This is a genomic window from Paractinoplanes toevensis, from assembly GCF_018332695.1.
GTDB lineage: Bacteria > Actinomycetota > Actinomycetes > Mycobacteriales > Micromonosporaceae > Actinoplanes > Actinoplanes toevensis.
In genome coordinates this window covers 1-17749 of sequence record NZ_BOQN01000066.1, presented here as the reverse complement: position 1 = coordinate 17749, position 17749 = coordinate 1, and the positions used below count along the sequence as shown (strand labels likewise).

The following is a 17749-nucleotide window of genomic DNA, read 5'->3' as shown; positions in this document are numbered from 1 at the left end:
CGTGGTGCTGTGTGTCCTGTTCCTCGCCCTGGTGAGCCTGCAACTGGTGGTCGGGGACCGGCTGCAGGCCGGCCACGCGGAACGGGTCGCGAAGATCGAGTGGATGCTCGACTCCAACCGGTCGGTGCTGCAGGACATGACCGACGCCGAGACCGGCGTACGCGGCTTCCAGCTGACCGCGGACCGTGACTACCTCCAGCCCTACGAGAGCGGCCGGCGGGGCGCGTTCGTCGAGCTGGACCGGCTCGCCGCCCGGGCCGGCGACGCCGGGATCATCGATCTGGTCCGGGCGGAGCGCGCGGCGGCGGAACAATGGCTTTACGCGTACGGGATCCCGATCGTCAACGCCGGCATCGTCGACACCGACGCCGACCGGGCCGCGCGGGGGCGGGTGCTCTTCGACGACGTCCGGACCGCCAACGCCGCGGTGACCGCGGCCGTCAACGCCGAGCACGAGCGGATGGTCGCCGCCGACCGGAGCACCACCAACCGGGTGCAGCTGCTCTTCGCCGGCCTCGCCGTACTGGTCCTGATCACCGGCCTCGGCCTGGCCTTCCTGCACCAGCGGCACCTGCTGCAACCGGTCGAGCACATCCGGCACACGCTGCGCCGGCTCGCCGAGGGTGAGCGCGGCGCCCGTGCCGAGGAGACCGGCCCGGCCGAGATGCGGGCGGTCATCGGCACCCTCAACGACCTGGCCGGCGAGATCGAGCGGCTGCTCACCGCCGAGCAGGCCCGGGTCAGCACCGGCGAGCTGCGCCAGCGGGTCGCGGCCGAGCTGCGCACCAAGCGGGCGGACCCGGCCGAGACCGGGCGCCGGCTGGCCCGGATGATCGGTGCCGCACTCGGTGCCGAGGCCGTCTACGGCCGCTGCACCGTCTTCCGGGGCGCCACGTTCGCGGTCAGCTGGCCGGAGAGCGCGCCCGAGCTGGACCGCGAGCTGGTCCGGCGGATCCGGGCCGGCCGGCCGGGCCAGGCCTGCGACGTGCCCGGCCTGCCGGGCGGTCTCGCGGTGCCGCTCAGCGGCGACGACGACTGCCCGCCCGGGTTGGTGCTGGTGCTGCGCCCGGACCGGCCGGAGTGGACCGAGGACGAGCGGTCGGCGCTGGCCGGGATCGGCCGGGAGATCGACCACTCGCTCCACCAGCAGCGTTTCCAGCTGCGCCAGTCCCGGCTGATCAGCGAACTGCGGGTGCTCGACGAGCAGAAGGACGTCTTCGTCTCGACCGTCACGCACGAGCTGCGGACCCCGCTGACCAGCATCCTCGGCTACACCGAGATGCTCAGCGACGCCGAGCCGGGCGAGCTGACCCCGATCCAGGAGCGCAGCCTCGCCGCGATCCTGCGTAACGCGCACCGGCTGCAGGCCACCGTGGCCGACCTGCTGCTGCTGGACCGCGACAACGAGTGGATCGGCGCCGAGCCGGCGCCGGTCGACCTGGCCGCGATGGTCACCGCCGTGCACGACGAGGTGGCCGCGGCGGCCGGCGCCAAGAACGTGGAGAGCGTGCTCGAGGTCGACGAGGCGTGGGTGCGCGGCGACGGCGTGCAGCTGGAGCGGGCGCTGCGCAAGCTGGTCGACAACGCGATCAAGTTCACGCCGTCCGGCGGCCGGTTCGAGCTGCGCCTGACCGTGGACGGCCCGAACGCGGTCGTCACGGTCACCGACACCGGCATGGGCATCCCGGCCGACGACCTGTCCGGCCTGTTCACCCCGTTCCACCGGGCCGCCAACGCGATGGACCAGGCGGTGCAGGGCCCCGGCCTGGGGCTGGCGATCGTCCGCAACATCGTCTCCGAGCACGGCGGCACCGTCTCGGTCCGCTCCGAGGTGGGCCACGGATCGACCTTCACGGTGCTGCTGCCCGCCCTGGTCACCGCGGAGGCCAATTCCTAGTGGCCGGTCCGGACCGCCCGTTCCAGGCCGGCCCAGATACGGTCCCGGGTGAACGGCAGGTCGGTGAAGCGGACCCCGGTGGCGTCGCGCAGCGCGTTGGCCATGGCCGGGGCGACCGGGTTGTACGGGCTCTCGCTCATCGACTTGGCGCCGAGCGGGCCGATCGCGTCGTCGGTCGCGGCGAACAGCACCTCGGTGCGCGGTGTGTCGGCGAACGTGGGCAGGTGGTACTGCCGGAACCCGGTCGTGGTGACCCGGCCGTCCGCGTCGATGTCGACGTGCTCGGCCAGGGTCGAGCCGAGCGCCTGCGCCACCCCGCCCTCGATCTGGCCGCGGCACTGCAGCGGGTTGAGCACGGTGCCCGCGTCGGCGCCGTGCACGCTGCCGAGGATGCGCAGATCGCCGGTGTGCGGGTCGACCGCCACCCGGAACCACTGGACGTTGAACGCGACCGACCGCGGCGTACCGTCGAAGTGGCCGTGGCCGGTGAGCGGCCGGCCGGCCTTGGCCGCGACCTCCTTGAGGGTCGGCCCGCCCACCACGGCGTCCACGGTCAGCCCGGTGCCGCCGGCCGCATCGAGGATGGCGGCGTGCAGATCGCGGGCCGCCGCGAGGACCGCCTTGCCGGCCACCACCACGCCGGTCGAGGCGAACGCGCCGGTGTCGTGCCCCACCACGTCGGTGTCGGACTGCCGCACGCTGATCCGGTCCGGCGTGGTGTGCAGGACGTCCGCGGCGATCTGGGCGTGCACGGTGGTGCTGCCGTTGCCGAACTCGGCGGTGCCGACGGCGAGCTCGTACCGGCCGTCGGGCAGCAGGGTCACGGTGGCGTCGGCGAAGTGGCCACCCGGCGGGCCGGCCGCGATCATCGCCATCGCCATACCGTCGCCGACCAGCCAGCCGTCCGGCACCGGCGGCACCGGGGCACGGGCCGCCGCCCGGACGTGCTCCAGGCACTGGTCCAGGCCGTAGCTGGCGATGGACAGGTCGTCGACGTGGTCGCCCGGGGCGAGCAGCGGCTCGCCGGCCCGGACGATGTTGCGTTCCCGCACGGCGATCGGGTCGAGGCCGAGCATCCGGGCCAGTTCGTCGAGCACCGACTCGACCGCGAACGACACCTGGCCGAGGCCGTAGCCGCGGAACGCGCCGGCCGGGACGGTGGTGGTGTAGGTGCAGACCGCGTCGGTCTTCTTGTTGGCGCAGCGGTACACCGCGAGGGACTCGTGGCAGCCGTGGAACATCACCGACGGGCCGTGGTTCCCGTACGCCCCGGTGTTGACCACGACCTGGAGCTGCAGCGCGGTGAGCGTGCCGTCGGCCTTGGCCCCGGCCTTGAGGGTGACCTCGAAGGGATGCCGGGTGGTGGCGCCGGTGAACTGCTCGGCCCGGGTGTACTCCCATTTCACCGGCCGGCCCAGCCGCAGCACGGCCAGCGCGACCAGGTCCTCGACCAGCATCTCCTGCTTGCCGCCGAAGCCGCCGCCGACCCGGCCGGCGATCACCCGCACCTTCGCCGGGGGCAGGTCGAACAGCGACGCGACCTCCCGCCGGGTCAGGAACGGGGTCTGCGTGCTGCTGCGGATCACCAGGCGGCCGTCGTCGTCGAGCCAGCCGACCGCGCCGTGTGTCTCCAGGCTGGCGTGCTGCACCCGCCCGGAGGTGAAGGTCTGCTCGTAGACGGCGTCGGCCTCGGCGAACCCGGCCGTCACGTCGCCCATCTCGTCGTGCAGCTCACCGATCACGTTGCGCTCGGCCGCGTGCAGGCGGGGTGCGTCCGGCGCCATCGCCGCGGCCGGCGTGAACACCGGCGGCAGCAGGTCGTACTCGACGGTGATCGCCCGGCACCCGGCCTCGGCCGCCGCCTCCGACGTGGCCACGACCGCGGCGACGCGCTGGCCGGCGAAGCGGACCACCTCGTCCAGGACGCGGGTGTCGGCCGGGTCCTCGGACACGTTCTCGTGCTGGGCGGTGGAGAACAGCTTGCCCGGGTCGTCGGCGTGGGTGAACACCGCGACGACGCCGGGCACCGACAGGGCGGCCTCGGTGGCGACCGCGGCGATGCGGGCGTGGGCGTGCGGGGAGCGCAGCACCTTCATGTGCAGCAGCCCCGGCACGTCCAGGTCGAACGTGTAGCGGGCGGTGCCGGTCACCACCTGCGGGCCGGCCGGGGCGCCGAGGCTGGACCCGACCGCCGTGCCGGGGGCCGGCTCGGCCGCGTTCACCACGCCGGCCACCGCGTCGGCGATGGCGCGATAGCCCGTACACCGGCAGAGGTTGCCTTTGAAAGAGCGGGAGAGGTCGGCGCGCTGGTCGTCGGTGAGCGCGGCGGTCGTCATGATCAGACCGGCCGTGCAGAAGCCGCACTGGAATCCCTGCGCGTCGAGGAACGCCTGCTGGACCGGGTGCAGGCCGTCCGGGCCGGCCAGGCCCTCCACCGTGGTGACGGTCCTGTCGGCCGCCCGGAACGCCGGGTAGACGCAGGAGTGCACCGGTGCACCGTCGACGTGCACCGTGCAGGCGCCGCAGTCACCGGTGTCGCAGCCCTTCTTGACCCCGAAGCAACCCTGTTCGCGCAGGTAGGTGCGCAGGCACTGGCCGGGCCGGGGAGCCTGCTCGTGGTCGGTCCCGTTGATCCTCATGCGGCCAGCTCCTGCCGGATCTCCTCCGCGTAGCGCCTGGTCAGGTGGCGTCGCCAGGCCGGCAAACCATGGATGTCCGATACGTAGGCGTCAATGGGAATTCGCTCCGTCAACGCGATCTGCACGACCTCGGCGCTCGGCATGCTGGGGAAGCGCAGAACGTATGGGCGTTTTGTCGCCGCGGTTACCGTGAGGCTCAGGCCATCCAACGTGCGTCGGCCGATCAGGAGCACCCCGGACCGGCCATGAGTGTGCAGCGAGCCCTGCCGCAGCGCAAAAGGTGCGTTCAGTGCCGACGCCGGAACCGTGATCGACCGCAACAACTCGCCCTCGGCCAGCACGGTCGTGCCGTCCCCGGTCACGAAGTCGGCCACCGGCACCTCGCGCGCGCCGTCCGGGCCGAGCAGCAGGCAGACCCCGTCCAGTGCCGCACCCAGCGCGATCATCGGCCCGGCCGGCAGCGCCGCGCACAGGTTCCCGCCGACCGTCGCCATGTTCCAGATCTTGAACGAGGCCAGGAACGCCTGACAGCACTGCCGCGCGATCTCGTAACCGGCGGCCGCCAGCTCGGCGATCGTGCAGGTGGCCGCGATCTCCAGAACGTCGTCGCGCAGCGTGAGCGCCGGCCAGCCCGCGGCGGCCAGATCGAGCAGCCGGCTCAGGTGTGGCCGAGGCTCCGCGAACAACACCGTCCCCCCACCCAGCCAGGCGTCGCCCGGGCGCCACTGGCCCGGCTCGGCTGGGCTGATCACTTCCGTGACAGTGTTCAGATCCACGTAGTTACGCTACGCGAATTGTGTTTCAGATCTTCGCCTCAACCCAGGATGAGCACGGTGAGCACAACGGAGAGCAACCAGGCTGCGAAGAGCGGCAGCGGCCGGCGCGGCAGGTCGATCTCCGGCGGCGGAGGTAGCGGGCTGATCGCGAACGACTGGTTGCGGGCCACCCGCAACGCCGCCACGAGCTGATCGGCACTGCGCTGGCTCTGCGCCGACGGCCACGGCGGCGGCACCGGCACGGTCAATACCGACTCGCCCGCGGTCAGCAGCACCGTGCCGGCATCGTCGTGCACCACCGCGCTGTCGGTCGCCCACGGCTGCCGGTCCGGGCCGTGGAAACCGACCGCCGCCACCCCGCCCGCATGCCAGCGCAGCCGCGGCCGCAACTGGGTGCGCCAGCCGAACTCGTACCCGCCGGCCGCCGCCACCGCGGTTACCGCGCCCAGCGCCGCCGCCGGCAGCCCGGCCAGCTGGGCCAGCTCGCCGGCGGCGAGCGCACCGCCCAGCCCGATCGCGATCGTCGCGGCCCACGCGCGCTGCGGCGCGATCCGGTGCTCCCGGCACTCGAACGCGTCCCCCCGGTCGGCCGGCAGCAGCGCGTCCGGATCGACCAGCTGCTCCTCGTCGTCCTCGACCTCGCGGGGCAGCCCCTGCACCGCGTCGTAGGCCACCTCGATCACCGCGCCGACCGGACCCACCGGCACGTGCACCCGGCCGCGCACCTCCACCGTGCACCAGGCGCCCGGCCGCGGATCGCCGTACAGGGTGGCCGGATGGGTGTGCGGGTCCTCGTCGTCGTCGACCCAGAACGCGTCCTCGGCCACGTCGAACGCGAACTCCAGGGCCAGCAGCCCGCCCGGCTCCGGCAGCAGCACGTGCAGGAAGCCCGGCTGCTCGACCACCCGCACCGCGTGCACCGGCTGGGCGGTGCCGAACAGCCGGCGCAGCTCGGCGCGCTGCGCGACGACCCGGGCCAGCAGCGCGCACCCCAGCCCGAACGCGGCGATCACGCCGGTCAGCCAGGAGCTCGGCGCTTTTTCGGTGAGGACGGCGACGAAGCCCGCCATGGCCAGCACGAGGAGGGTGAAGCCGGCGGCCTCGGCCGGGACCGCCACGTGCGGCAGGCCGGCCGGCGCCGGCGGCTGCCGGCGCGGGACCGGCGCGGTCATCGGGGACCGGTCGCGGCGGGTGAGGGCGATGGCGACCAGGGCGTACGTCCATCCGACCAGCGCCGTGGCCACGCTGCCGGCCAGTGCCGTCCACACCACCGCGGCGAGCACTCCGGCCCAGGCGGCGGCACCGCGATGGGCGTACGCCATCACGGCCGGCGCCAGCAACGCACCGAGACCGACCCACCGGGCCTGCGGCGACGGGTCGGCGGGCCCGCCGAGCGCACCGAAGAGCAGCAGGAACGCCAGCACCCCGGTGACCGGCACGAGCCCCTCGACGCGCAGCAGTCGACCCATGCCTCCATGGTCGCCAAGGAACGCGGCGCGGGGAGGCCGAATGACCGAGCTCAGCCGTCGGCCTGACCGGCGGTGATCCACCGCCCGCCGGTCGTGCGGTACCAGGTGTGACAGCCCAGCTTCGCGCTGCAGCGGGTCGCCTCCCGGGCCCGGTACGGGTCGTCGGCCGCCGGACGGCCCGCCGGCCGCATCGCGCGGTACCAGTTCCAGGCCATCTTCCGGTAGCCGTAGTCGTTCGGGTGCTCCCGGTTCCACATGTCGATGCCGCGCACGTCGCTCTGGTCGACCAGGTGGAACCGCGCACCCTTGCCCGCCACGATCCGGGCGACCGCCGCGTTGTAGGCCGCGGTCCGCCGCATCCGCGTCCCCACCCCCCGGTCGTCGGCGATCCCGACGATCCGCGCGACGAACACCTGGGCGTCCGGCCGGGCGGCGGCGATCCGGTCGAGGAGCCGGTCGAGTCGCCGCGGCGCGTCCGGCACGCCGCGCACCATGTCGTTGGTGCCGATGTGCAGCAGGATCACGTCCGGCCGGTAGGTGGCCAGCCAGCCGTCCACCCGCGCGGCGATCTGCGCGATGGTCCAGCCCTTGTGGCCTTCGTTGTCCCGGTCCGGCCCGGTGCCGCTGCGCATCGAGCCCACGTAGTCGACGCCCACCCCGTCGGCGGCCAGCCACCGGCGCAGCGCGGTGCGGTAGCCGTCGAAACTCGGCGACCCCACCCCGAACGTGATCGAGTCACCCAGCGGCATCACCCGCCACGGCCCGGCCCGCTCGCCGGCCGGGCGGGCGGCCGCGGTGGGCGCCGGCGCGCCGATCAGCGCGACCGAGACCACCATCGTGGCGAGACGCCGCAGGAGAGTTCTGCTCATCACGGCCCGTCTGATCGGTTCGTGCGGGTGCCCGTCCGACGTTCCCCCCGGCTTCGCCACCGAAGACGCACTCGGCGTGCGGTGGTACCTCTGGTGGGATGAACGGGATCGAGATCGCACGGCGGTACTACGTCGACCGGGTGGCGCCGGGGCTGGCCGGGGTGCCGCACGCGGCAGCCTTGCTCGGGCCGGGGTCCGAGGTGCTGGGGTACGACGACGAGGTGTCGCCGGACCACGACTTCGGGCCGCGGGTGCAGGTGTTCCGCCCCGACCGGGACACCGTCGGCGAGTTCTTCACCGGCATCCTGGGCTTCGACCCGGCCGCCGGGGTGACCGTCGCGGACTGGCTGCTCACCCCCACCCAGCTGCTGGCCAGCCTGACCCGGGGTGCGGTGTTCCACGATCCGGCCGGCGAGCTGGCCCGCTACCGGACGGCGCTCGCCTGGTACCCGGACGACGTGTGGCGTTACGCCCTCGCCGCCGGGTGGCTGAAGGTGTCGCAGGAGGAGGCGTTCGTCGCCCGTACCGGCTCGACCGGCGACGACCTGGGCTCCCGGATCCTGGCCGCCCGGCTGGCCCGCGAGCTGGTCCGGCTGGCGTTCCTGGTCTCGCGCCGCTGGGCGCCCTACGCGAAGTGGCTCGGCCGCGCCTTCGCCGAGCTTCCGATCGCGGCGCTCGTCGGCCCACCGCTGGCGGCCGCGCCGGCCGCTCCGTCGTGGCAGGAGCGGGAGGCCCTGATCGGTACGGCGTCGAGCGCTCTCGCCGCCGCCACCAACGAGCTGGGCCTGTGCCCGCCGCTGGATCCGTCACCGCGACAGTTCTACGACCGCGACATCAGAGTTCTGGATGCCGGCCGCTACACGGTTGCGCTGACCGCCGAGATAACCGACCCGGCGCTGCGGCGGGTTCTGGAACGCGTCGGCGTCCGGCACGGCACGATTCCCCGGCTGCCCGGCACGATCGATCAGGCGGTCGACTCGACCGACCTGCTCGGCGACCCCGCGCTGTTCCGCGCGGCGGCTCCGCTGCTCGGCCTCAGCCCGCTGACAGTTCGTTGAACTCGTTCGCCATCTCCTGGCCGGAGAGTGCCGCGATGGCCGCCATGACCTCGTCGGCGGCCCGGCGGCGGGCCGGCCCCTGCTTGCCGTCGGCCGGGGGAGTGAAGCGCAGCGGCTCCCCGAAGTGCACGACGACCTTTCCCGGCCGGGGGAAACGCGCCCCCACCGGCTGGATCCGCTCGGTGCCGACCAGCGCCACCGGAACCACCGGCGCCCCCGACGCGATCGCCAGCCAGGCCACCCCGGTGCGCCCCCGGTACAGCCGGCCGTCCCGTGACCGGCTGCCCTCCGGGTGGATGCCGAACACGCCGCCGTCCTTGAGCAGCCGCAACGCGATCTCCAGGGACTCCTGCGCGGCCCGGTAACCGCCGCGCGGCACCGGAATGGCGTCGATCCCGGTCAGGAAGTTGCGGGTCACCCACTGCTTGGGCCCGCCGGCCCGGAAATACTCCTGCTTGGCCAGGAACGACACCCGCCGCGGCGTCACCAGCGGAATGAGGAAACTGTCCACGAACGACAGGTGATTGGCGGCGAGAATGACCGGCCCGTGGTCCGGGATGTTTCCGACGCCGTGCACCTCGGGCCGGAAGGCGACCCGGCTCAGCGGCCGCAGGGCGGAACGCAGCACGGTGGGCAGGATCATGCGGAGACCTTTCGCAGGTGGGCATCGACGGCGGCGACGAGCAGCGGCTCCGGGTCGTCGAGACCGGTCACCACCTGGAGCGTTCCCCAGTGCCAGAGCTGCGCGATCCCGTGCAGCGCGGCCCACAGGGCCCCGGCCTGAGCGGTCGGCCGGGCCTCACCGGCCCGCTTCAGCAACTCCACGAGTACGCCGAACAGAGGCGTACTTTCCTCGCGGAGCCCGATGTTGTTCCCGCGCAGCAGATCGTGCCGGAACATCAGCGCGAACATCCCGGTCTCGTCCCGGGCGAACGCGACGTACTGTCGGCCGAGCGCCAGAAGCGCCGTCCGCGGATCGGCGGTGTGGTCCCCGATGGTTTCCGCGACGAGCCCGCCGAGCCGCCGGTAGCCCTCGCGGGCGATGGCCGCCAGCAGCGCCTGCCGGGTGGGGAAATACCGCCGCGGTGCGCCGTGCGAGACCCCGGCCCGGCGGGCGATCTCCCGCAGCGAGAGCGCATCGGTCCCCGCCTCGGCCAGCAGCTCGACCCCTGCGGCCACCAGCCGGGCCTCAAGATCTCCCGAACTCATAGACAGTGTCTACCAGAGCATCGTAGACACTGTCTACGAACGCGGTTACGGCGATATGGCGCGCTGGACGCTCTCGCGCAGCAGGGTGCGGCGGCGGTCGTGGTCGGCGGCGGGCTCGCCGGGGGAGGCGGCGTAGAAGCCGCTGGCCGAGGACCAGGCGAACGCCATCGACAGGACCAGCGCGAACAGGTCGAACGGGTCGCCCTCGCGCACCTGCCCGGCGGCCTGGGCCCGGGCGATGGCGGACAGCTTCGGCTCGTCCCGGGGGCTGTCGTCGGCGAGCCGGCCGGCCGGGCGGCGCTCCAGTCGCAGCCAGGCGACCAGGCGGACCAGGTCGGGGTGGCGCAGGTTCTCGTCGTACATCTTCACGGCCCAGCCGGCCAGGTCGCCGGCGTCGAACGGGACGTTGTCCATCAGGCGGCCGGTGCGGTCGGCGACCACGGCGTCGAACAGGCCGTCCTTGCTGCCGAAGTAGCCGTACAGCTGGGCCTTGTTGGTGTTGGCCGCGGTGATGATGCGGTCGACCCGGGCGCCGGCGATGCCGCGCTCCGCGAACTCCTCGGCGGCCGCGTCGAGGATGCGGCGGCTGGTCGCGGTGCCTTTGGCGGTGGTCGGCAGGGCGGGCATGCGGCCACTTTAACAAACAGACGAGTTGGTTTGTTTTCTCGCGAATCCGGGGGCTACGGTCGAGAAAGACCGAACAGTCTGTCTTTGGAGGCGTCATGCGCACCACCACCGGATGGCAAAGTTCCGACCGTTCCACCGCGCTGCGGCGGGCCCCGATCGAGCGCCGCGAGCTGCGCGACGACGACATCGCGGTGCGCGTCGACTACTGCGGCGTCTGCCACAGCGACCTGCACGCCATCCACGGCCTCACCGGCAAGTCCACCGACGGCCTCGTCCCGGGCCACGAGTTCACCGGCACGGTCACCGCCGCCGGTCCCGCGGTGACCGGTTTCGCCCCCGGCGACCGGGTTGCGGTCGGCACCATCGTCGACTCCTGCGGCGAGTGCGCGATGTGCCGCATCGGTCAGGAGAACTTCTGCTACCAGGGCGTCACCAGCACCTACGGCGGCGCCGACCGGGTCGACGGCACCACCACGCTGGGCGGCTACAGCCGGGAGTACGTGCTGCGCGAGAAGTTCGCCTACCGCCTGCCCGACGGCCTCGACCCGGCCGCGGCGGCCCCGCTGATGTGCGCCGGGATCACCATGTGGGAGCCGCTGCGGGCGGCCGGCATCGGCCCGGGCAGCAAGGTCGCGGTGGCCGGGCTGGGCGGGCTGGGCCACCTCGGCGTGAAACTGGCCGTCGCGCTGGGCGCCGAGGTCACCGTCCTGAGCCGCACGCCCGGCAAGGCCGCCGACGCCCGCGCGCTCGGCGCGACCGATCTCGTGCTCACCACCGACGACGCGCAGCTGAAGCAGGCGTTCGGCCGGTTCGACCTGATCCTCGACACCATCGCCGCCGTGCACGACTTCTCGCCGCTGCTGCGCCTGCTCACCCTGCAGGGCACCCTCAGCGTGCTGGGCGCCCCGCTGGAGACCTCGGTGCGAATCATGGAACTGACCTTCGGCCGCAAGAACCTGACCTCTTCGGGTACGGGCGGCACGAAGTACACAGCCGAGTTGCTGTCGTTCTGCGCCGAGAAGGGCATCAGCGCCGATATCGAACTGCTTCCGTCATCCAGGATCGAAGAAGCCCTCACCCGACTCGAGAAGGGCGACGTCCGCTACCGATTCGTGCTGGACATGTCCGACCTCGATTGAGCCGGAAGGGTCTTGGGTGACCACTCACGCAGAATGAAGGGCCAGGGCCGGCGAAGCTGGGCCCCGGCCCGGCCTCGGCGGGAGCGACGGTCTGCACCACCCACCCAGATGCGACATCAAGCTCTTGATCTTCGGGTTTCTCGTTCGGAAAGGGCTCGGCCCGGTCGCCGCAAGACGACCGGGCCGAACGGCGGGAATGGAGAAGCTAAGGTCCGCTGACGATGCTCGTTACCTGGTGGCCGCTGTTCACGGCCGCGCCGGTGTTGTTGATGACGTGGCTGATCGTTCCTACGCCGCCGAGGGAGACGGTCACCATGTCGTGGAATTTCACGCCGGCGTTGACCGGGACCTCGAAGGCGCGGGCGTTGACGACGGACGGATTGACGTTGAAGTAGGCGTAGCTGCCCAATCCCCACGCCTCGTGCGACGTCACCGAGTCGGCCACCTTGTAGGCCGCCCAGCCCTGGGTGGAACCGTTCATGTAGGCGGCCTGGTTCGGCGGGTCGTACGGCATTTCGTTCTGGTAGAAGTAGGTCCGCCCGCCGTTACCGTTCCAGATCGTCTGGTACTGCTGGTAATGCTCGACGAACAGGCCGTAGAAGGTCACGTTCTGACCGTTCACGACGAGGCCGGTCCGGGCCGGGTTGTAGGTCCAGCCGACGGTGTTGGTGCCGACGCCGTGGTCGGCCCGCCAGATCCACGCGTGGTCGCCGATCACGTTGTTGCTGTTGACCTCGACGCTGGTGGTGGCCTTTCCGGCGACCGCGCCGCCGATCCGCACGAACACGTCGGACAGCACGGTCGGGTTGGCGGCGTGCGATGCCGACGAACCGGCCGGGCCGACCTGGAGCAGGATGTTCGAGTTGGTGGTGCCGGCGTCGAGCAGGATGCCGGCCAGCCGCACGCCGTCGACGTCGGCGACGTGCATCGCGTCGACCCCGCCGGTGGGTTGGAAGGTGGCGAGGCCGAGGCCGAGAATGACCGTCCCCGCGCGGTTCACGTTCAGTGTCTGGTTGAGCTGGTAGACACCGGGCGTGACGAGCAGGTTCTTACCGGCCGCGAGGGCCGCGTTGATCGTGGACGCGGTGTCACCGGACTTGACGACGTAGAACGTGCTGATCGGCAGCGACGTGCCGGCCGGGGTGCCGGACGCCCAGGTGGTGCCGCTCGCGTTGGTCCGCAGGGCCGGCACGAAGACCTGGTAGGCGCCGGCGCTGTCGACGTACAGGTAGGGCTTCTCGGCGATGACCGGCGACGACCCGACCGTGGTGTACGGCGGGGACGGGAAGCTCTGCGCCGGCGCGCCCGGACTGCCGACGAAGACCTGGTTCCAGTTGGAGCCGTTCCAGCTGCCCATCTGCGTGTTGCGGGTAAGGAACTGCTGCTGCGACCCGGACTGGATCTGTCCGTCGATCTTCGAGTCGGCGATGAAGCCGCCGGAGGACCAGCCGCCGTCGGACAGCGCCAGATTGCCGCGCACGTGCATGCGCCGGTACGGAGCGGCCTGCGACACCGACCACCGGTCCAGCCCGTCACCGGGGGTCACGGACAGGCCCTCGGCGGAGCGCCAGAAGTTCTGCGTGGCGTTCTGCGAGCCGTCCGGCCACCAGTCCGCCTCGACGTGTACGTGACCGTTGATGGTCACCTGGTCGGGGGAGAGGCCGAGGCCGGCGACCTGGGTGAAGAAGCCGACGTTGGCGTCCACGTTGTAGCTGCCCGGCTTGAACAGCAGCGCGTAACGCGCGCTGCCGAACTGGTTGCTGACCTGCGCGTTGAAGACGCTGGTCAGCTTGCTCTGAATGGTCGACGCCGACATCGACGGGTCGAAGACGGTGACGTTCGGGCCGAGATCCGGGTTGGTGGGGTTCGGCGGAACGGTGGTCGGCGACGTTGGCGGGGTCGTGGGCGTCGTGGTCCCTCCCGAGAAGGTCCATTTCTGGTTGGCGGAGCCGCCGCAGTCCCAGATCTGCAGTTTCGCGCCGTCAGCCAGGTTGTTGTCCTTGATGTCGAGGCATTTCCCGGACGCGGTGTTGACCAGATCCTTGCCGGCGGTCAGCGTCCACTTCTGCGAGGCGACCGTGTCGTAACAGTCCCAGAGATGCACGACCGATCCGTTGGCGGTCGCCCCGTTGACGATGTCGAGGCACTTGCCGCGCCCCTGCACCGAACCGTTGTCGGCGAGGGTCCAGGTCTGGTTCTGGTTGGCGCTGGTGCACGACCACATCTGCGGCTGATTGCCGTTGGTCGTCGAACCGTTCGTGACGTCCAGGCATTTGCCGTTGGCGGAACTCACCAGCGTGCCGGACGAGGCCGCGAAGGCATTGGTGATACCGAAGATGCCGAGCGCGCCGACCACCACGGCCAGCACCGCGCCGGTCACGAGTTTGCGTGATTTCACGATGAAGCCCCTCAGGCCGGGTTGTTGGCGTGGGTCAGCGTCTCCCAGGCGACGAACAGATTGTTCGTTCCCTGCGGGCGGCGCGATTCGGTGAAGGTCTGTGAATTGCTCATGGCGATGCCGAGCCGGTTGTGCAGCGCGTTGAACGCCACCTCACTGATCGGCCCGAGTCCCTTGGTCACCTTGCCGCCGCAGATGTTCGACGGCACCGCCGTACCGTTCTCGAACTTGGTGTGCAGACCGAGTGCCTGGCGCATTCGTTCCTGCAGCGAGGGCCACAGGTCCTCGCCCTGGATGCGGGTGGTCTCGGCGACGTGGCTGATCGCCGAGATGCCGTAGCCGGTGTGCACGAAGTCCCGGCAGGTCTCCTGGGACAGGCCGTCGACGAACGTGCTCTGCCCCTGCCAGAAGCTGATCAGCTCGCTGGTCGTGTCGACGCTGCCGACCGGCGGGTACTTCGGCTGCGCGCCGTCCGCGGTGATGTAGATGTAGGCGGCGGCGCGGGCCTTGAACCGGGTGATCGCCCGGTCGTAACTGGCCTTGTCGTCGAGGAAGACCGCGATGCCGACGGCGGCCTCCATCATCGACAGCTCCCAGTTGCCGTTGTTGGAGCTGCCCGCGATGACCGTCGGCAGGTAGACGGTGCGCAGCATGGTGGCGAACCGGGTCGCGTTCGGCCAGCTGGAGTAGGTGTACTTGATGATCTCGGCGGCGCGCGGCCAGACCGATCCGGCCCACCCGGTCTGCAGGGGGCCGTTGCTGTTGGTGTGCGCCTTGATCGTGGCCGACCACGCGTCCATCAGCGCGATCGACTTCTGCGCGTAGGCCGCGTTGCCGGTGATGTACCAGGCCAGCGCGTCGGTGTAGGCCGCGATCGCGTCCTCACGCTCGTCCGTGCAGCCGTTGTTCGGGTTGGAGTAGGAGCCGCACTCGACGGTCGCTCTCGGCTTGGGGGTGCGCGAGAGCGACGCGTACGAGCTGGCCTTCAGCTGGTTGAAGGCGGCCGTCCAGGGCTGGGCGCCGGCGGTGACCTGGCCCTTCACGAAGTCGAGTTGGGCGCGACTGACCAGCACGCCCGGATGGCTGAAGGTGATCGGTGCGGCATCGGCCGTCGCGAGGCGGACGCCGAAGGCGCCGCCCACCGCGACCAAGGCCGTGAAAGCCGCTAATAGGGCGCGTTTGCGCATGGGGGATGCTCCCGGGTGGGGGATGGGGAAACCGGAAAGTGGGTTAACAGTTTCCGAATCGCAACCGCCCGGTCAAGCCAGACTTGCCCGACTTAAGACTTAGTTAAAGGTTCCGGAACAAGAGAGCGCTCTCAGCCATGATCCCTGCTGAAACCGGTTCCGGTGGTCAGCACCACCCGCTCGCCCGGCACGTCCGGCCGGTTCCAGGCGAGTTCGACGTCGGCCAGCGGCATCGACCGCGGAGTGACCGCGATCGTTCCGGCGTCGATCTCATCGACCAGCGACGGCAGTTCGGCCAGGTAGGCCCGCGGTGACACGGCGCCCTGGCCGTTGCCCTGCAACCGGAAGTTCGCCGATCGCAGTGCCACCGACGGCAGTTCGATGGTCGGTCCGGCCATCGACCCGATCTGAATCCAGTTCAGTTGCCGGCTGCGGTCCCGCCGGGCCGTCAGCAGCGCCATGATCGCTTCCGACGCCGGCTTGCCCCAGAGATAGTCGATCACGATGTCGACGTCGGCCGCCGCGTCGGCCAGGGCGTCCGGCCCGTCGCCGAGCGCGACGTGCTCGTCGGCCGGCACGGCCGCGAGTCGCTCGGCGTTGCGGCCCGCGGCGACCACCCGGCCGGCCCCGAGCCGCTTGGCCACCTGCGCGGCCATCGCCCCCGCATTGCCGGTGGCGCCGAGGATCAGCACGCTCTGCCCCGGCTGGATCGGCACCCGGCGGCGCAGGGCGACCCACGACGACATCGCCGGGTTCATCGCCGCCGCCACCTTGGCGACGTCGATGCCCGCGGGCAGTTCGACCATCCGGCGCGCGTCCACCACGGCCTTCTCCGCCATGGTCCCGATGACGTCGTCGTCGGCCACGAAATAGACCGTGCGGCCGGCGGCGCTCCGGCCGACGCCGTCGATGCCCGGGATCATCGGCAGCGTGCCGCTGCTCGTGTAGTGCTGGCCGGTCGCGCCGGTGCGGACCCGCGGATGCAGCCCGACGGCGAGGACGTCCACCAGAACCTGTCCCGCGCTCACCTCGGGAACCTCGAACGGCAGGTAGTGCGGGGGCTCGTCGAACGAGGTGACGACGGCGGCGTGCATCTTCATGATGACCTCCGAGATTTAGTACGTGACACAAACTAATATAGTTGGTGCCACGTACTAAATCAAGTAGTCTCGCCGTCATGCCCGCCATCAGCACCGTCGACGGCCTCGCCCAGCTCTCGTTCCTGATCCAGGGCGCGCTCGACCGGCGTGCCGCCGAGCACGACCTGTCCCTGATCCAGACCCGGCTGCTGGGCGTCCTGCGCGACCGCCGCCCCACCATGCAGGAGCTGGCGAAACTCCTCGGCCTGGACAAGTCGAGCGTCACCGGCCTGATCGACCGGGCCGAGCGGCGGGGCCTGGTCACCCGGGTCCCGTCGCCCACCGACCGCCGCTCGTCCCTGGTTGTGCTCACCGACCGGGCCCGGGAGCTGGGCGCCGGGGTGGCGGCCGGCTTCGAGTCCGACGTGACCGGGATGCTCGGCGTGCTGCCCGACCAGGACCGCGCCGACCTGACCGCCCTGGTCAGCCGGCTGCTGGTGGCCTACGCGAAGGCACACGGGGTGGACCTCTTCGACACCACCGGATGAGCGGTGCGCTGCTACGGTCGCCCGGGTGATCGATAAGGTGACCAACACCTATCTGGAACTCGTCGACTGTGAGTTGCCCGGTTTCGTGCAAGGCCTCTACCTCGTCGGCTCGGCCGCTCTGGATGCCTGGCAGCCCCGGCTCAGCGACATCGATACGATCATCCTCACCGCGAGTGAGCCGACCGCCGACGATCTGGCGGTGCTCGACAAGATCCACCAGTCGATGGCCACCCGCCCGTACTTCGATGCCGTCTACGTCCCGCCGGCGCTCGCCACCGCCTGGCCCACGCACCAGGAGCCGGTCCCGTTCGTGGTCAACGGCGTTTTCCGGACCGGAAAACCCTGCGGTGAGCTCACGCCGGTGGTCTGGCAGGTCTTCCGACGGTACGGGGTGAGGGTGCGCGGCCCGGAGATCGCCGACCTGGATGTGGGGGTCGACCCGGGCGAACTGCTCCGCTACAACCTGGACAACCTGCGCGACTACTGGCAGGCGTCGGTGGTGGAGAACACGCCGCACCTGGCGGCGCTGGATCCGGCCCAGCCCCTGGATGCCGAGACCGTGGTCTGGTTCGTCACCGGCCCGGCCCGCCTGCACCACACCGCCGCGACCGGCGACATCATCTCCAAGGCTGCCGCCGCGAACTACCTGGCGGAGCTGTTCCCGCAGCACGCCGATCTGGCCCGCCGCGCGGCCGCCTTCCGGGCCGGCGAGCCGGCGGTCTTCACGCTCTCCGACCTGCGCGAGGCCTTCGACTCGGTGAACACCGTGGCCGACGACGCGTGGCGCCGATTCGGCACCCGGCTCTGACTCGCGCCAGTTGCTCGGCCCGCGCCCGCGCCGCCTGCTGGGGCCG

At 71.4% G+C, this 17749-nt stretch carries 15 protein-coding genes; 5 read left to right on the top strand and 10 right to left on the bottom strand.

Annotation, left to right across the window (positions count from 1 at the left end; all coding sequences use genetic code 11):
• Position 1 precedes the first annotated feature (1 nt).
• Positions 2-1897 (top strand): ATP-binding protein, encoded by a 1896-nt coding sequence (locus Ato02nite_RS25580; RefSeq protein ID WP_246607415.1) that lies wholly within the window; start codon positions 2-4, stop codon positions 1895-1897.
• On the opposite strand, the gene Ato02nite_RS25575 is transcribed toward Ato02nite_RS25580, so the two are convergent.
• The 4 genes from Ato02nite_RS25575 to Ato02nite_RS25560 are packed head-to-tail and all read right to left on the bottom strand — an operon-like array spanning position 1894 to position 7650.
• Positions 1894-4536, bottom strand: coding sequence for a molybdopterin-dependent oxidoreductase (locus tag Ato02nite_RS25575; protein ID WP_213009159.1), 2643 nt, complete (start codon positions 4534-4536; stop codon positions 1894-1896). The two genes, Ato02nite_RS25580 and Ato02nite_RS25575, sit on opposite strands and share 4 nt — an antisense overlap.
• Positions 4533-5312, bottom strand: coding sequence for an FAD binding domain-containing protein (locus tag Ato02nite_RS25570; protein ID WP_213009158.1), 780 nt, complete (start codon positions 5310-5312; stop codon positions 4533-4535). The genes Ato02nite_RS25575 and Ato02nite_RS25570 overlap by 4 nt, the downstream gene beginning before the upstream one ends.
• 38 nt (positions 5313-5350) lie before the next feature.
• Entirely contained in the window at positions 5351-6781 is a 1431-nt protein-coding gene (locus Ato02nite_RS25565) for a hypothetical protein (RefSeq protein WP_213009157.1), read from the bottom strand.
• A 50-nt stretch (positions 6782-6831) separates the two neighbouring features.
• A complete protein-coding gene (locus Ato02nite_RS25560; protein WP_213009156.1) occupies positions 6832-7650 on the bottom strand; it encodes an SGNH/GDSL hydrolase family protein in 819 nt (272 codons plus the stop codon).
• 98 nt (positions 7651-7748) lie between these two features.
• On the opposite strand from Ato02nite_RS25560, the gene Ato02nite_RS25555 reads away from it, so the two are divergent.
• Complete coding sequence (locus tag Ato02nite_RS25555) at positions 7749-8708, top strand: DUF4037 domain-containing protein (RefSeq protein WP_213009155.1); 960 nt, start codon at positions 7749-7751, stop codon at positions 8706-8708.
• Here the strand turns inward: Ato02nite_RS25555 and Ato02nite_RS25550 are convergent.
• Genes Ato02nite_RS25550 through Ato02nite_RS52585 form a run of 3 tightly spaced genes read right to left on the bottom strand, consistent with a single transcriptional unit; the run spans position 8686 to position 10544 of the window.
• Positions 8686-9351 carry a lysophospholipid acyltransferase family protein gene (locus Ato02nite_RS25550; protein ID WP_213009154.1) on the bottom strand — a complete coding sequence of 222 codons (666 nt, stop codon included), beginning with the start codon at positions 9349-9351 and terminating at the stop codon, positions 8686-8688. The two genes, Ato02nite_RS25555 and Ato02nite_RS25550, sit on opposite strands and share 23 nt — an antisense overlap.
• Positions 9348-9917, bottom strand: coding sequence for a TetR/AcrR family transcriptional regulator (locus Ato02nite_RS25545; RefSeq protein ID WP_213009153.1), 570 nt, complete (start codon positions 9915-9917; stop codon positions 9348-9350). The genes Ato02nite_RS25550 and Ato02nite_RS25545 overlap by 4 nt, the downstream gene beginning before the upstream one ends.
• 45 nt (positions 9918-9962) lie before the next feature.
• Entirely contained in the window at positions 9963-10544 is a 582-nt protein-coding gene (locus tag Ato02nite_RS52585) for a TetR/AcrR family transcriptional regulator (protein WP_213009152.1), read from the bottom strand.
• 95 nt (positions 10545-10639) lie between these two features.
• Between Ato02nite_RS52585 and Ato02nite_RS25535 the strand changes: the two genes are divergently transcribed.
• Positions 10640-11683, top strand: a complete 1044-nt coding sequence (locus Ato02nite_RS25535) for an NAD(P)-dependent alcohol dehydrogenase (protein ID WP_213009151.1) — start codon at positions 10640-10642, stop codon at positions 11681-11683.
• Positions 11684-11888: 205 nt separating this feature from the next.
• Here Ato02nite_RS25535 and Ato02nite_RS25530 read toward each other — a convergent pair whose 3' ends face one another.
• The 3 genes from Ato02nite_RS25530 to Ato02nite_RS25520 all read right to left on the bottom strand — a co-directional run bounded on the left by Ato02nite_RS25530 (position 11889) and on the right by Ato02nite_RS25520 (position 16368).
• Positions 11889-14081 carry an RICIN domain-containing protein gene (locus Ato02nite_RS25530; protein WP_213009150.1) on the bottom strand — a complete coding sequence of 731 codons (2193 nt, stop codon included), beginning with the start codon at positions 14079-14081 and terminating at the stop codon, positions 11889-11891.
• A gap of 11 nt (positions 14082-14092) precedes the next feature.
• Positions 14093-15268, bottom strand: coding sequence for an alginate lyase family protein (locus Ato02nite_RS25525; RefSeq protein WP_246607414.1), 1176 nt, complete (start codon positions 15266-15268; stop codon positions 14093-14095).
• 131 nt (positions 15269-15399) lie between these two features.
• Positions 15400-16368: a quinone oxidoreductase family protein gene (locus tag Ato02nite_RS25520; protein WP_246607413.1), complete on the bottom strand. Its 969-nt coding sequence runs from the start codon at positions 16366-16368 to the stop codon at positions 15400-15402.
• Between the two features lie 77 nt (positions 16369-16445).
• Between Ato02nite_RS25520 and Ato02nite_RS25515 the strand changes: the two genes are divergently transcribed.
• Both Ato02nite_RS25515 and Ato02nite_RS25510 read left to right on the top strand, forming a co-directional pair.
• The gene (locus tag Ato02nite_RS25515; protein WP_213009149.1) at positions 16446-16895 is read left to right on the top strand and encodes a MarR family winged helix-turn-helix transcriptional regulator; all 450 of its coding nucleotides are present in this window, start codon (positions 16446-16448) and stop codon (positions 16893-16895) included.
• A 25-nt stretch (positions 16896-16920) separates the two neighbouring features.
• The gene (locus Ato02nite_RS25510; protein WP_213009148.1) at positions 16921-17703 is read left to right on the top strand and encodes a nucleotidyltransferase domain-containing protein; all 783 of its coding nucleotides are present in this window, start codon (positions 16921-16923) and stop codon (positions 17701-17703) included.
• Positions 17704-17749 lie beyond the last annotated feature (46 nt).